This window comes from Gilliamella sp. wkB108, from assembly GCF_001690195.1.
Classification (GTDB): Bacteria; Pseudomonadota; Gammaproteobacteria; order Enterobacterales; family Orbaceae; genus Gilliamella; species Gilliamella apicola_L.
The window spans coordinates 15,185-30,059 of the sequence record NZ_LZGM01000019.1; the positions used below are offsets into that span (position 1 = coordinate 15,185).

The window sequence follows — 14,875 nt, forward strand, 5'->3', positions numbered from 1 at the left end:
GTATCAATACATAATACGGCTCTTTTTAATTACTTTAATAGTATTTAGTTTTAACTGCAAAAATCATGAGCGTTTCATCATTTCAAAAAACTCATCATTTGTCTTAGTCATGGCAAGTTTATCGATTAGGAATTCCATCGCATCAATTTCACCCATTGGGTTAAGGATTTTGCGTAAGATCCACATTTTTTGCAGTTCATCTGGTGAAGTCATTAAATCTTCTTTACGTGTTCCAGAACGATTAAAATCGATTGCTGGGAATACTCGACGTTCAGCGATTTTACGTGATAAATGCACTTCCATATTACCCGTACCTTTGAACTCTTCATAAATAACTTCATCCATTTTTGAGCCGGTATCAATAAGCGCAGTAGCGATAATGGTTAAACTTCCACCTTCTTCTACATTACGCGCTGCACCAAAAAAACGTTTTGGGCGATGTAATGCATTAGCATCAACCCCCCCGGTCAATACTTTACCTGATGAAGGTATAACCGTGTTGTAAGCTCGAGCTAGACGCGTAATAGAGTCTAATAAAATGATCACATCTTTCTTATGTTCAACCAAACGTTTGGCTCGTTCAATAACCATTTCAGCTACTTGAACATGTCTTGCTGCTGGTTCATCAAATGTTGATGCAACGACTTCACCTTTAACTAATCGTTGCATTTCTGTCACTTCTTCCGGACGTTCATCGATCATCAATACTACTAATTCACATTCAGGATGATTGACCGCTAAACTTTGTGCAATGTTTTGTAGTAACATGGTTTTACCGGCTTTTGGCGGTGCTACAATCAAACCACGCTGACCTTTACCTATTGGAGAGGCTAAATCAAGAACTCTTGCAGTAATGTCTTCAGTTGAACCATTGCCTCGTTCCATGCGTAGACGAGAATTAGGATGAAGTGGGGTTAAGTTTTCAAAGAGGATTTTGTTGCGGGCATCTTCAGGTTTGTCGTGATTAACTTCATTTACTTTCAGTAAAGCAAAATAACGTTCACCTTCTTTCGGTGGCCGGATTTTACCCGCTATGGTATCACCCGTTCTTAAATTAAATCGTCGAATTTGACTCGGTGATACATAAATATCATCAGGTCCAGCTAAATATGAGCTATCAGCTGAACGTAAAAATCCAAATCCATCTTGCAAAATTTCCAGTACACCATCACCAAAAATATCTTCACCACTTTTGGCATGCTGTTTAAGGATTGCAAAAATAATGTCTTGTTTTCTAAGGCGGGCAAGATTTTCTAGCCCCATTGTTTTTTCACCAAGCGTTACCAGCTCGGAAACAGATGTATTTTTTAATTCAGTTAAATTCATAATTTTAAAAAATTCTTGAGGATAAAATTGATATGTATGCAAATAATGCTAGTTTTGTTTATTTGTTTCATTCATTTATTAAATTTTGCTCTCTCTGACAACACATAAATTCTATTGCTTATTAAGCTTTCAATGATAATTAAATGTCTGAATATAGAATTTTTACCACTTTATCAAGAAAAACAATGAATGGCAGAAAGGAAGCTTCGTAAGAGTTTAGCACTGTACACTAAAAAAACTACGTTGTCTATATTTAATTAACGTTAATTTTTAGATTTATTCAATAAGATTAATATAGTGATAAAAAAGAGTAATGCAAGAGATTACATTACTCAAAAGATAATTTCACTGTAAGGAAATTAGTTGCTATAACAGTTAAAGTTGTGCATCAATAAAGGTTTTTAATTGTAATTTAGATAAAGCACCTACTTGCGTTGCAACAACTTGACCATTTTTAAAAATCAATAATGTTGGAATACCTCGGATACCAAATTTTGGTGCCACATTCGGGTTTTCTTCGACATTCAATTTGGCAATCAAAATTTTATCACTATATTCTTGAGCTATTTCTTCTAAAATTGGGGCGACCATTTTACAAGGTCCACACCATTCAGCCCAAAAGTCGACTAAAACTGGTTTATTGGTGTCATTTATTATTTTGTCAAAAGTTGCTTCAGATAGTGAAACAATATTATTACTCATTTGATGATCTCCAGAATAAAAATTGATAGTAGAATATTAGGTTATTTTGCGTTTTCCTGCTAGTAATTATTACAATAGGGTATAATTATTAGTGATGTCACTCTGTTTAGTATGTTATAATCTGCAAAATCCGATAATTATATTTGATACCACGATGATTCAATCTTACCTTACAAAAACAACTTTCAGTCAATTTCCTCTTCATCCTTTAGTCATAAAAGCACTCGAGAAAAAAGGCTTTGTTTATTGTACGCCAATTCAAGAAAAAACTTTACCGTTAACGAGCAAAGGAATTGATATTGCTGGACAAGGACAAACCGGAACAGGTAAAACTATGGCGTTTTTGGCATCGACATTTAATTATTTATTGAATCATGCGCCTTTACCAGATCATAAAACTAACCAACCAAGAGCAGTTATTATAGCGCCAACCCGTGAACTGGTTGTACAGATATATAATGACGCTGAATTACTTTCTCAAGAGACGGGGCTTAAATTAGGACTTGCATTTGGTGGCGATGGGTATGACAAACAATTAAAGATGCTTTCAGCTGGTGTCGACATTTTAATAGCCACAACAGGACGATTAATTGATTACGCCAAACAAAATTACATAAACTTAGAATCCATTCAAGTTGTAGTATTAGATGAAGCAGATCGTATGTTTGATTTAGGATTTATACGCGATGTTCGTTGGATCTTTAAACATATGACACCACCTCAACAACGTTTAACAATGTTATTTTCTGCAACACTTACGCATAATGTTCGTGAACTGGCATTTGAACATATGAATGATCCACAATATGTCGAAGTCGAGCCGGAACAAAAAATTGGTCATCGCATAAAAGAAGAACTCTTTTTCCCTTCTAATGAGGATAAATTAGCGCTATTGCAAACACTCATTGAAGAAGAGTGGCCTGAACGTTGTATCGTTTTTGCTAATACAAAAGTTGCTTGTGAAAAAATTTGGCGTCATCTGGTCGCTGATGGTCATCGAGTGGGCTTACTTACAGGTGATATCGCACAGAAAAAACGTCTAGCTATTTTAGAACAATTTACCCGAGGCGATCTTGATATTTTAGTTGCAACCGATGTTGCAGCCCGAGGACTACATATTCCTAATGTTACTCATGTGTTCAATTATGATTTACCTGATGATTGTGACGATTATCGACATCGTATTGGACGAACAGGTAGAGCTGGTGCAGAGGGTAACTCAATTTCTCTTGCCTGTGAGCGTTATTCACAAAATCTACCTGCAATTGAGAAAGCAATTAATCACTCTATTCCGGTTAGCCAATATGATCCTTCTGCATTATTAGTTGATTTACCGATGCCTAAAGTATTCAAACGATCGTCACGCAGAAGGACGTCATAGAAAGTAATTAACGGGTTAGACAATAAATATCTAAAAATTTAATTATGTTTTACAACTATCAATTTTTAGTTAATCGTTATTGTTAGTGACTTTATCTTTAAGATTCATAGTTTAATCATTACTAACTATGAATTTTTAGCGATCTGTTGCTTCAAAAAAGATTGATACTCCAACTCAATTTCATCTTTCTTTGATTTAGCTAATGAAGCAACATGTCGCCGATGTAGTGAAGCATATAAAATAAACAAAATATTAATTGAAATACCCGTTTTTTTATTCTTTATCCGGTAATAAGTCTCTAAATATCCTACTTGCTCAAATGTTGGTATATTTACAATACCAACACTAAATAACAACCGTTCTAATGATAATGTCATATTGGGTAACTCTTTTATGCGCTGTTCCTTTAATTTATTTTTTTCACTTAAATCAAGTTCAGCATATTCAATCACCATTTTAACTATTGAATGTAATTTTTCCCGATCACGAAATAATTCATCACTCACTTTATAATAGTCCAGTGATTTAGTTGAAATACCCGAAGGTAAACTTAATGGTTGCATACCCGATTCAATAAAAAGCTCACGATAATAAGCATGCCCTCTTAAATAAAAATCTGATTTCCCTATCCAACCAAACATTGTTGCCTTACTACTTATGCTGAATCCACCAAAAAATGTTTTAATTGAAATATCATCAAAGCCAGAAAATTCTTTTAATATTTGATTTGCAAATTTTGAACTCATAATTTATTTCCATTTAACTTATTTAATTGATTAACATGAATAACTTACTTTTTTTAATTTAAACTAGCGTAATTTGTTTAATCCTCAAACTACTTTTTTAAATAAATTAATAATTATGAGATCTGCCTTCCATAAATGAACCTAAATACGATTAATGAAATAAATTATCTTTTTTATCTAATTAATCACTTTACTTATTTAATCTTTAATTTTCTTACGATTTATAAAAAAGAAAACGTGTTTTAACATTGTTATTCAGTTGTAATAATTATACAATCTAACGAAATTATTTTAATAAAATCTATTCTTAACTATTCCGACAAATATGATAAAAAACATTGTTAGCTCGCTGTTTCTATTTTGTTCTTTTTTCGCTCTAGCCGATAATCGATCAATAGTAGAATCTCTAACTTCTTGTAACCCTGATTTTTTTAATTCGATCTACGCAAATAAAGAAGAGTTGCAAAAGTTAGCTAATGTAACTGTGTTTAATAAAAATCAAGCCTATATTCCTGTTGAAAATCGTACCGATAATGAAAAAAATTATGTTTATTTCAAAAAATCTTTCAACTATAAAAATCTAAAAGTTGTCGGTTACTATGACAGTGCAATGGATCTAGGCAGAATTGGTAAATACTTTTTTTGGGGATTTATCATCGAAAATGATATAACCCAAATTAAAACAACATTAGACTTTTTAGAGTGGAAGGACATGGAAGATAATTTGCTATATATAGCCAATCCGATGATTCGCCATATTAACGATGATATCAAAGTCTGGAAAAATAATACTGGTACTTTCGTTGGTGTCAAAACCGTTCCCGCTCCAGAAACCACAGAAAAACTGTTATTAATAGAAAAGGGAACGAATATGAATCTTCTTATCTGTTCGATTCAGGGAGTGGTAAGTGCCGAACTATTGAAACAAGAACGCCCTGATATTCAACAAATTAAACTAAATCGCTAACTCATCCATTTCACCCGTACGAATACGAATAACCTGTTCAACGTTATAAACGAAAATTTTACCATCACCAATTTTACCTGTCTGTGCTGTTTTCATAATTGTTTCAATACACATTTCTAAAATATCATCCGATACAACAAGTTCAATTTTTACTTTCGGTAAAAAATCCACCATATATTCAGCGCCACGATACAGTTCAGTATGACCTTTTTGACGTCCAAATCCTTTGACCTCTGTCACAGTCATACCGGTAATACCTTGATCTGCAAGCGCCTCTCGAATATCATCAAGCTTAAATGGTTTAATAATAGCTTCTACTTTTTTCATATCTATTTTCCTTTAATTCGAGATCACCAATTTTTGTAACCGAAAGCAGAAGTGATTGGATAACGTCTGCCTTTACCAAAATTTCGGGCGGTAATTTTTGGTCCTACAGCCGATTGGCGTCGTTTATATTCATTAATATCTACAAGTTTAATTACACGCCTAATTGTGGCCTCATCATAACCTTGTGCAATAAGTTGTTCAACGGAAAGATCTTGCTCAACATAACCTTTTAATATGCCATCAAGAATATCGTAAGGAGGCAAACTATCTTCATCTTTCTGATCAGGTGCAAGTTCCGCTGACGGTGGACGAGTAATCACTCTTTCCGGAATAACATAAGAACGCGTATTGCGATACTTTGCTAATTCAAATACCATTGTTTTAGGGACATCTTTCAAGACATCAAAACCACCAGCCATATCGCCGTAAAGTGTCGCATAACCAACCGACATTTCACTCTTATTACCCGTTGTTAATACTAATCTCCGTCGTTTATTCGATAACGCCATTAAGATAACACCGCGACAACGAGCTTGTAGATTTTCTTCCGTGGTATCTTTTTGAGTACCGGTAAATAGTGGTGCCAATGATGACATAAATGCATCAAACATCGGTTCAATCGATACTATATCAAACTCAACACCTAAAATTTCGGCTTCCTCTTTGGCGTCAGCAATACTAATATCGGCTGTATAACGAAATGGCATCATCACGGCTTGAACTTTATCCTTACCTAATGCGTCTACCGCAATAGCGAGTGTTAATGCCGAATCGATCCCACCTGAAAGTCCTAATACTGCACCATGAAAACCATTTTTAGTAATATAATCTTTGGTAGCTAGCACTAAGGCATCATAAATAGAAGCCAAATGATGCGTATCTGTATCAGTAACCATTGCTTGACAATTAGCATCAAAATTAAAATCTGCTACTTGTTCTTCAAACTGTGTTAACTGAAAAATCACCTCACCATGTTGATTACAGACAAAAGAGCCACCATCAAAGACCAACTCATCTTGTCCTCCTACTTGATTGACATAAACAATAGGTAAGCGAGTTCGGCCCGCATGTGATTTGACCAGATCTTGTCGGTGCTTTTGTTTTTCGTAATCATATGGCGATGCATTAATGGCAATCACAAAATCTGCCTGTGCTGTTTTAATAGCATCAATTGGACTATTTTGCCAAAGGTCTTCACAAATTAATAAACCAATTTTTTGCCCTTTAAAGTCAACCACACAAGTTTGAGTGTCAGCGGTAAAATAGCGTTTTTCATCAAACACATCATAATTAGGTAATTGTTGTTTGTGATAACAAGCAAGCAATTTACCTTGCGAGAAAAAAGATAGCGCATTATAAATTTGCCCATTTTGCCAATGCGGATGACCAACAATAACTGCACAGTGTAAACTAGCCTGTGAAATAGCTGATAAGGCATTTTGACAACGCTGTTTAAAATCAGAACGATAAATCAAATCTTCTGGGGGATAACCACATATAGCAAGTTCAGAGAAAATAATGAGATCATGTGAGGAGTGGTGCTTAATTAGTTCAACTATTTGTTGAGTATTCCCTTCTATATCACCTACACGCCAATTTTTTTGTGCTAAAACAATTGATAAAGACATATTAAATTGAACATTATAAATAAAAATTGCTGTTAAGTTTAAATGATTCTAAGTTGCACTGCTACTTTTTTCTCGCTAACATGCAACAATAAAATTCGCTTTGACCTGTCTGGAAATGATTATGCAAAAAATTCTAAATGTAGCTTTAGCAAACCGCAGTTATCCCATTGCTATTGGTGAAAATCTTTTATCTGAATTTCAACATTTTAAACTTAAACAAGGTCAACGGGTACTTATTGTTACTAATGAAACCATTGCACCAATCTATTTACAAGCTTTAATTGATATGCTTGAAAATAATGGTGTTAAAACAGATTCGGTGATTGTTCCTGATGGTGAGAAATATAAAACTATGGAGACATGGAATATAATTTTAACCGCATTACTGGCCAATAATCATACCAGAAATACCATTTTAATTGCCCTAGGGGGAGGCGTCATTGGTGATGTCGCAGGTTTTGCCGCATCTGCATATCAACGAGGTATTAAATTCATTCAAGTCCCCACAACCTTACTTGCTCAAGTGGATTCTTCTGTAGGTGGTAAAACTGCGATCAACCATCCTTTAGGCAAAAATATGATTGGCGCTTTTTATCAACCACAATCGGTGGTAATTGATTTGAATTGCTTAAAAACCTTACCACAACGGGAACTTTCTGCCGGACTTGCTGAAGTAATAAAATACGGTATTATTTTAGATGAAGCATTCTTTAATTGGCTAGAATCGCATATTGAGGATTTACTCAATCTTGAGGTTAATGCTCTTAGTTACTGTATTTATCGTTGTTGTGAACTTAAAGCACAAGTGGTTGCCGCCGATGAAACAGAACAAGATATGCGGGCAATTTTAAATCTTGGCCATACGTTTGGGCATGCTATTGAGGCAGAGCTAGGGTATGGAAATTGGTTACACGGTGAAGCAGTGAGTGTCGGTATGTTAATGGCAGCTCACACAGCTAAATTACTTGGTAAATTGACCATTAATGACATTGAACGAATCAAAAACTTATTGATTAGGGCAAAACTTCCGGTTAAGCGACCAACACAGATGTCAGTTGAATCTTATCTTCCACATATGTTACGCGATAAAAAAGTGCTATCAGGACAACTAAGGCTAGTGTTACCTACAAAAATTGGTCATGTGCAAGTACTTGATGGAATAGATAAAAACGTGGTATTTGAATCAATAAAACTAACTTAAATGGTGATAATGATACGAAATGGCCTATCTGTGATTATGGAAAAATAAAGGAGTCAACAAAGACTCCTTTATTTTTAGGTGACGAATTAATTATTTTTACTTTGTCGTTGTTTAACTAATTTATAGATCATATTTAATAACAATCCGATAAAGGCTACTGCTATAGCAACATAAAACGCATTAGTATAGCTACCACCATTATTAGCAAGAATATCTGCCGTTAATTTTGGCGCAAAAAAAGCCGCAGTAGAGTAACCAACAAAAATGATACCATAGTTGACACCTTGATTTACCGGACCATAGTTTTCCATGACTATTGGTGGGAATACCCCCATAACACCGCCGAAACATAAACCTAGCGCTATTATTCCTATTGCAAAACCAATTTGTGAAGGGATAAATAAAAACGACACAAATGCGAAGATAATAACTGTAAAAATGATATCTAATGTTCTGTTTCGTCCAAGTTTATCCGAAACAGTTCCCCATACAACTCGTCCAGCACAATTACTTAAGGAATATAAACTGACATAAAAAGCAGCGACGGCTGAGGTTAACCCAAACATTTTCTGCCCAATACCTGATGCATTAGAAGCGATCATTAATCCAGAAAACGCCCCTGTTCCTAACATGAAAAAAATCAGGTAAAAATAAGGAGTTTTTAACATACTTTGCCAATTTTTATTGACGATTGGTTTAGCTTGTTGATTTGCGCTAGGAACCCAACCTACAGGTTGATAATTAGCCGGCGCAACTTTAATAAACAAACTAGCAATAACTACCACGACCATATAGGCGCCACCGAGTACTTTAAATGAATACAAGACATCGTAATGCTCAATCAAATAGTTACCAATCGGCGCAGCGATGATTGTTGCTCCTCCCATACCGGCAGTGATAATGCCTGAAGCAAGTCCACGTTTATCCGGGAAAAATTTAATGGTATTACTTAAACACCCTGAATAAGCAAGCCCTTGTCCAAAACCACTTAATAACCCATATGTAACATAAAGCATAAGTGGACTGGTAACAAATCCTGTCAGGAAAAAGCCTAGACCAAATATCAATCCGCCAATAACACTAGACCATTTGGCTAATCCTTTGTCAGTTAAAAAACCACCTAAAATCATCGGAATGGGTCCAATAGCAGCATTGATAGCAAAAGCCATCATGACATCAGACATGTTCCAACTTTTTGTAACACTTAACGGCCCAGCAAAGACACTAAAAGCATAAATTGCACCGGTACACAGTAATATTGACGTTGATGCGATGAGTACAGCCCATCGATTAACATTATTATTTCCTTTCTCCATGTGAATACTCCACTTTACATTTTTATTGTTATATCACTTAATGCGGTTTTACCAGCGATTCGACCAAAAGTAAAAATATCGGTTAATGAATTACCGCCAAGTCGGTTACCTGCATGAATGCCACCGGCAACCTCACCTGCTGCATAAAGGCCTGGAATGATTTTACCTGATTTGTCTAATACATGAGTTTGCGTATCAATTCTTAGCCCACCCATAGTATGATGTACAGCTGGTTTTCTTGGTGTTGCATAAAACGGAGCTATTTCGACCTTCAAATCAAAAACATCCTTGCCAAATTCCGGATCGTATCCAGCATCAACATAAGCGTTATAATTAGCGATAGTCTGTTTGAATATTTCTGCATCCATTCCTAACTTTTCAGCTAACTCTTCTAATGTATCAGCACAAAATAGTGTTCCGGCAGCAATTTGCTTATCGATTTTTTCTTGAGAAGTGTTATAGGCTGTTTTTTTGATTGCTTCATCGGCAATTAAGTAGAACAATCCACCATTGTCAATTGCCGCTTGTGTTAATTTATCCCGACTACCATACTCATTAACAAAACGTCGACCTTGTTTATTGACCATGATGAAATTTTGTGGAGGAACTTGTAATCCACTAAATAGTGCGCCGGTTTCTGGATCTGAGACTGGCATCATTTGTGAAAAGCCCATACCAACAAGATCTGCGCCTACACTTTGACCTAAAATAATACCATCGCCGGTAATGGCTGGTGAGTTTGACGTTTTAATATCATCATCAATTTCTGTCCAATAAGTATTATACTGTTTTAACATTTTAGTATTTGCACCAAAACCACCCGATGCTAAGATAACAGCCTCTGCTTTCACGGTGACTTTTTTGCCATTTAATCCAGTACCTATTACCCCGACGATGCGACCGTTTTCAACAATTAACTCTTTTACCGCAGTATCTGTAATTATAGTGCCACCATGATCTTCAACATATTTTTGTAACGCAGACACATAAGCATATCCTTCACTTTTTAACGGTTTATGACCGCGACGCCATAAAGCACCTACAGGCATAGTTACTTCATCTTTGTTAAATTCAACACCGATATCTTCAAGCCATTCAACCGATTCTAATGCTTTATCCGTTAGAATTTTGACCAAATCATATTGACCATAGATTATATTACCAAGTTGATCGGTTCTTTTACCACCAAGATAAGTTTGCATACGGTGAAGCAATGCAGAATCAAATAAATAACCGGTTTTATTTTCATTTTCAGATAAATAATTGGTAATCTGTTGTTTTAACATTCTGAAATCATCGAGATATTCTGGATCAATTATAGCTTCATCAATTGCAGCTATCTCCTCCAAGGTATGACTTTCACCGGCAATTGCATCAAAGGTATTTTGCCATTTAGGATTAGCCGCATTCATTGGTCCACCTGTTCGTACCGTATTGCCACCAACCGCTGGGAATTTCTCTACTACGATAACTTTTTTACCTTGCTGTAATACACTTGCTGCCGCAGATAAACCCGCACCGCCAGCACCGACAACCACAATATCTGTTATATATTGTGCATCACTATTATCAACAGCACTCGGTGCTTTTGGTCTTTTTCTTAATACATCGGGGTTAGCACCAGCCATTTTTATTGCTTTAGCAACACCATCAATAACACCATTACTGGTTACAGAAGCTCCTGATAATATATCAACATTAAGTGTTTGCCCTTCAAGAATTTGTGCCGGAATACGCTTAAATACAACATCAGCAATACCTTCTGATTCACCCATAGTATCAATATCAATGGCTTCTATGCGGTCGCTTGATAATGTGACTACCATCGGTAAATCGCCATTATGTCCCGGCGCAGTAACACAATACTTCCCAGGTTCATAGAAGACCTCTTCAGGTTCATTAAGTAAACTAACCACTTTAGTAAAACGTAAAAAGCGTAAAAAACAGCTCTCTAAAAAGTCGACTGTACGTTCTGATTTAATATTACCTTGATCGTCAAAGGCTTCATGCGCTCGCCCTAATAAAAATTCAGAGCCAGGCATAACTGTCGCGTTAACACCCGGTGCATCAAGTATTTGTCGTAAATGTAATTGAGCTCTGGATGATCCTTGTACATCATAAGATGCACCCACAATCATAACGGGTTTACCGTCAAAGGGGTGCAAATTAAACGATAGCCATTCAATGATACTTTTTAATGCAGAGGGAATAGAATGATTATGTTCTGGTGTGGCGATAATTACACCATCAGCTTGTATGATTTTATTATTGAAATTTTGAATAACAGCACTATTGGACTGATCGTCTGTTTCATTAAACATTGGTACATCAGTCAATTCTAGTATTTCAATTTCTGCTTTATTACTAAAATGCTTTTGCATAAACTGCAATAGCATACGGTTATAAGATTCTTGAGCATTTGTTCCAACAATCCCTATAAATTTCATTATGATACCCCTTCTTCTGCTGCTTGTTTCCAACTAAATTTCTTATTTTGCTCAGTTTTAAATTTTTCTGTTTTAACTAACTCATTAGTTAATTGCACAAATAATAAGAACTCATCAAAACATTCTTCCAACTCTTTGACTTTATCTGGATAAATAAGATTATCTTTATCATCAAAAGCCTGTAGGGATTGTCCTAATAAAAACTCTGAACTAGGCATTATTCTTGCTTTTAATTCAGGCGCATCTAAGATTTGTCGCAAGTGAGCTTGCGCTCTTGAAGAACCAAGTAGACCATGGGAAGCACCAACTATCATAACGGATTTATTTATTAATGGTCGGGTAGTATAAGAGAGCCATTCTATAGCACTTTTTAAAGCCGCGGTTATGGAGTGATCGTATTCTGGGGTTGCAAAAATCACACCGTCAGCCGCTTCTATTTTATCTGATAATGCTTTTACTGATGATGGTGGCGTTTTATCTTTGGGTTCATTAAATGCGGGTAATGACTTAATTTCGCAAACTTCAATCTCTGCTTTATCTGCAAAATGCGTTCGCATAAAATGGAGTAATTTCCTATTAGTAGAACGATCTGAATTCGTTCCAACTATTCCAATGAATTTCACTTTATAACCTCACTTAGTACTTTTGGTACAATTTAATTAATATCTAATTTTTTGTAATACAAATCCTTTAGCAAATCACACAAAATGATAGAATATTTTATAGTTACATTTTGTAGATTGATTATTGTGTATTTACTTATGTAAACTAGTTTAGAACAGAAAAAAATATTTGTGAAATAGCTGATTAATTATAGGGTTATAAGTAATTTGTTATAATCAAGTAAGATGAGAAGAGATAAATAAAATGGCTAAAATTAATTCACTTATTATGTTGCAGTATATTGATGTTTTACTTAAACATGGTAATTATACCAAAGCAGCCCAGAATCTCTATATTTCGCAATCTTACTTAACACAAACTATCAAGAAAATAGAAAATGAACTAGGTATTGAGATTATTAATCGGCAAACAACACCGTTACAATTAACCGAAGCTGGTAAAGTTTATTACCAATATCTGGCATCATTAGTAGATAAACAAGAACAATTTAGAAAGAGAATCAACAAATATACAGATCCTAATTATACTGTTATTCAAATAGGTGTTTTACCGAGTTTAGGTACTTATTTATTACCTCTGTTTTTACCTGAGTTTATGCAGAAGTATCCCAATATTAAGATTGAATTACATGAGTTTATTCCTAAAAATAGTGAAGAAAAAACTGAAAATAATACTCTCGACTTCTTTATTGGGCAGAATCCGGAAACCATATCACAAAATTTAGTTAGTCATATTTGTGGTAAACATTGTTATTATGCACTTATTCCTGAAAGTTCAAAACTTTACCAAAAAGACCGTTTAATGGTGGAATGTAACCATAGTTTTATGAAAAACTTATTAAAAGAAAAGCTGATTTTAACTTCACATGGCTCTGCAATTCGTCAACAAATTGAATACCTTATACAAAAATATAAAATTAAACCTAATATAATTCTTGAAAGTAGCAATATTTTTACTTTAGTTGAACTGGCAAAAAAAGGACTTGGGGTTACTTTTATTCCTGAAAGTGTCAATATATGTAAAAAACCGAATGATGAGGATTATAATTTATTACCCCTACCTTTGGAGCTGATCTCACTGAGTTATTTTATTGCTTACTCAGCAAATAAGACGTTAAGTTTTGCCGAAAAGGAACTTATCAATCTTTTTATTTCATCCTTCGGATAAAAACAATCACTTTATAAGTTAGTGAAGATAACTAAATATCATCATGTTAAATTGATAAACCGTTTGAACAAGCAAATTCTTGATTAACGGTAATGACTATGCCTTCAATACCAGATATATTATTGATCCTATTCACTACATGTATAGCACTCATACCATACAACTGAGTTGTCCAAATTTCACCATCAATAGAGCATTTAGACACAATAGTAATACTTTCAACATCCGTTTCAACAGGATAACCCGTATGACTATCAAAAATATGATGATAAGTTTTACCGTGATAATTGAATGTTCTTTCGTAAATCCCCGAGGTAACCACTGATTGATTTTTAATTTTCAACACAGCCACAGTATTACCTCTTGCAAGGAATGGGTTTTGAATTCCCACACGCCAATAACCATCTTCATGAAAAGGCGAATCACCGAATGTTAAGACATTCCCGCCTAAATCAATAAAGGCTGTTTTAGCATTATTTTGTTTGAAAAAATGCATAATTTTATCTGCAAAATAGCCTTTGGCAAGTGCGCCAAGATCTATTGCCATTCCATGATGTTGCAAAAAAACTGATTGTTTAATTTCATCTAAAATAATATCATTTGGATTAATCAGCGTTAAAAGTTGTTTAATCTCTGAACCAGTCGGAAACCTTGCGTCACTAAATCCAACCCGCCAAGCTTGAATAAGCGGTCCGATTGCAATGTTTAAAAAACGAGGTTCAACTAAACTTTGCATTTTACCTATTTTAATTAACTCAAATAGATCTGATTTAAGTTGTACGGGTGCAACACCAGCATGATGATTGACCTGCATTAACTCTGAGTTGGGGTTATTGGCACTAAAACGATGTTCATAATCAATTAACATCCGTTGAGCTTGATCTAATAAGGATTCTGCATAATCATGTTGTAACCATATTTGAATAGTGGTTCCCATTAGATTAAGTGTGCGTTTAGCTTGATTCATGACACCTAGTTCCAAAAAAAATTTATGACACATTACAATTATCTAACACTAAAAACTAGTAATAAATAAAAATTCT

The 14,875-nt window shown here is 34.8% G+C and carries 13 protein-coding genes; 4 read left to right on the forward strand and 9 right to left on the reverse strand.

Annotated features, from left to right (window positions below):
- Positions 1-63 precede the first annotated feature (63 nt).
- Complete coding sequence (gene rho, locus A9G11_RS02675) at positions 64-1,326, reverse strand: transcription termination factor Rho (RefSeq protein ID WP_065617994.1); 1,263 nt, start codon at positions 1,324-1,326, stop codon at positions 64-66.
- A 375-nt stretch (positions 1,327-1,701) separates the two neighbouring features.
- Entirely contained in the window at positions 1,702-2,028 is a 327-nt protein-coding gene (gene trxA, locus A9G11_RS02680) for a thioredoxin TrxA (protein ID WP_065617995.1), read from the reverse strand.
- Between the two features lie 154 nt (positions 2,029-2,182).
- Here trxA and rhlB point away from each other — a divergent pair, with 154 nt between their 5' ends.
- Entirely contained in the window at positions 2,183-3,409 is a 1,227-nt protein-coding gene (gene rhlB, locus A9G11_RS02685) for an ATP-dependent RNA helicase RhlB (RefSeq protein ID WP_065618006.1), read from the forward strand.
- A gap of 125 nt (positions 3,410-3,534) precedes the next feature.
- On the opposite strand, the gene A9G11_RS02690 is transcribed toward rhlB, so the two are convergent.
- Positions 3,535-4,155: a TfoX/Sxy family protein gene (locus tag A9G11_RS02690; protein WP_065617996.1), complete on the reverse strand. Its 621-nt coding sequence runs from the start codon at positions 4,153-4,155 to the stop codon at positions 3,535-3,537.
- 460 nt (positions 4,156-4,615) lie between these two features.
- Between A9G11_RS02690 and A9G11_RS02695 the strand changes: the two genes are divergently transcribed.
- Positions 4,616-5,122: a hypothetical protein gene (locus A9G11_RS02695; RefSeq protein WP_065617997.1), complete on the forward strand. Its 507-nt coding sequence runs from the start codon at positions 4,616-4,618 to the stop codon at positions 5,120-5,122.
- Here the strand turns inward: A9G11_RS02695 and glnB are convergent.
- Positions 5,111-5,449, reverse strand: coding sequence for a nitrogen regulatory protein P-II (gene glnB, locus A9G11_RS02700; RefSeq protein WP_065617998.1), 339 nt, complete (start codon positions 5,447-5,449; stop codon positions 5,111-5,113). The two genes, A9G11_RS02695 and glnB, sit on opposite strands and share 12 nt — an antisense overlap.
- Before the next feature lie 23 nt (positions 5,450-5,472).
- Positions 5,473-7,077, reverse strand: a complete 1,605-nt coding sequence (locus A9G11_RS02705) for an NAD+ synthase (RefSeq protein ID WP_065617999.1) — start codon at positions 7,075-7,077, stop codon at positions 5,473-5,475.
- A 121-nt stretch (positions 7,078-7,198) separates the two neighbouring features.
- On the opposite strand from A9G11_RS02705, the gene aroB reads away from it, so the two are divergent.
- Entirely contained in the window at positions 7,199-8,278 is a 1,080-nt protein-coding gene (gene aroB / locus A9G11_RS02710; protein WP_065618000.1) for a 3-dehydroquinate synthase, read from the forward strand.
- A gap of 86 nt (positions 8,279-8,364) precedes the next feature.
- Here the strand turns inward: aroB and A9G11_RS02715 are convergent, their stop codons facing one another.
- Genes A9G11_RS02715 through A9G11_RS02725 form a run of 3 tightly spaced genes read right to left on the reverse strand, consistent with a single transcriptional unit; the run spans position 8,365 to position 12,664 of the window.
- Positions 8,365-9,594, reverse strand: coding sequence for an L-lactate MFS transporter (locus tag A9G11_RS02715; protein ID WP_065618001.1), 1,230 nt, complete (start codon positions 9,592-9,594; stop codon positions 8,365-8,367).
- A gap of 14 nt (positions 9,595-9,608) precedes the next feature.
- Positions 9,609-12,041, reverse strand: a complete 2,433-nt coding sequence (locus A9G11_RS02720) for a flavocytochrome c (RefSeq protein ID WP_065618002.1) — start codon at positions 12,039-12,041, stop codon at positions 9,609-9,611.
- On the reverse strand, positions 12,041-12,664 hold the full coding sequence (locus tag A9G11_RS02725) for an NADPH-dependent FMN reductase (RefSeq protein ID WP_065618003.1): 624 nt from the start codon (positions 12,662-12,664) through the stop codon (positions 12,041-12,043). Before A9G11_RS02725 ends, A9G11_RS02720 begins: the two co-directional genes overlap by 1 nt.
- Positions 12,665-12,908: 244 nt before the next feature.
- Between A9G11_RS02725 and A9G11_RS02730 the strand changes: the two genes are divergently transcribed.
- A complete protein-coding gene (locus tag A9G11_RS02730) occupies positions 12,909-13,832 on the forward strand; it encodes a LysR family transcriptional regulator (RefSeq protein WP_065618004.1) in 924 nt (307 codons plus the stop codon).
- A 46-nt stretch (positions 13,833-13,878) separates the two neighbouring features.
- Here the strand turns inward: A9G11_RS02730 and A9G11_RS02735 are convergent, their stop codons facing one another.
- On the reverse strand, positions 13,879-14,799 hold the full coding sequence (locus A9G11_RS02735) for an FAD:protein FMN transferase (protein WP_065618005.1): 921 nt from the start codon (positions 14,797-14,799) through the stop codon (positions 13,879-13,881).
- Positions 14,800-14,875: the final 76 nt, after the last annotated feature.

Excerpts from the sequence above, each read along its gene's own strand:
- rhlB (WP_065618006.1), top strand. The coding sequence starts at position 2,183 with ATGATTCAATCTTACCTTACAAAAACAACTTTCAGTCAATTTCCTCTT.
- trxA (WP_065617995.1), bottom strand. The coding sequence starts at position 2,028 with ATGAGTAATAATATTGTTTCACTATCTGAAGCAACTTTTGACAAAATA.
- rho (WP_065617994.1), bottom strand. The coding sequence starts at position 1,326 with ATGAATTTAACTGAATTAAAAAATACATCTGTTTCCGAGCTGGTAACG.
- A9G11_RS02720 (WP_065618002.1), bottom strand. The coding sequence starts at position 12,041 with ATGAAATTTATAGGGATTGTTGGAACAAATGCTCAAGAATCTTATAAC.
- A9G11_RS02705 (WP_065617999.1), bottom strand. The coding sequence starts at position 7,077 with ATGTCTTTATCAATTGTTTTAGCACAAAAAAATTGGCGTGTAGGTGAT.
- A9G11_RS02730 (WP_065618004.1), top strand. The coding sequence starts at position 12,909 with ATGGCTAAAATTAATTCACTTATTATGTTGCAGTATATTGATGTTTTA.
- glnB (WP_065617998.1), bottom strand. The coding sequence starts at position 5,449 with ATGAAAAAAGTAGAAGCTATTATTAAACCATTTAAGCTTGATGATATT.
- aroB (WP_065618000.1), top strand. The coding sequence starts at position 7,199 with ATGCAAAAAATTCTAAATGTAGCTTTAGCAAACCGCAGTTATCCCATT.
- A9G11_RS02690 (WP_065617996.1), bottom strand. The coding sequence starts at position 4,155 with ATGAGTTCAAAATTTGCAAATCAAATATTAAAAGAATTTTCTGGCTTT.
- A9G11_RS02735 (WP_065618005.1), bottom strand. The coding sequence starts at position 14,799 with ATGAATCAAGCTAAACGCACACTTAATCTAATGGGAACCACTATTCAA.
- A9G11_RS02715 (WP_065618001.1), bottom strand. The coding sequence starts at position 9,594 with ATGGAGAAAGGAAATAATAATGTTAATCGATGGGCTGTACTCATCGCA.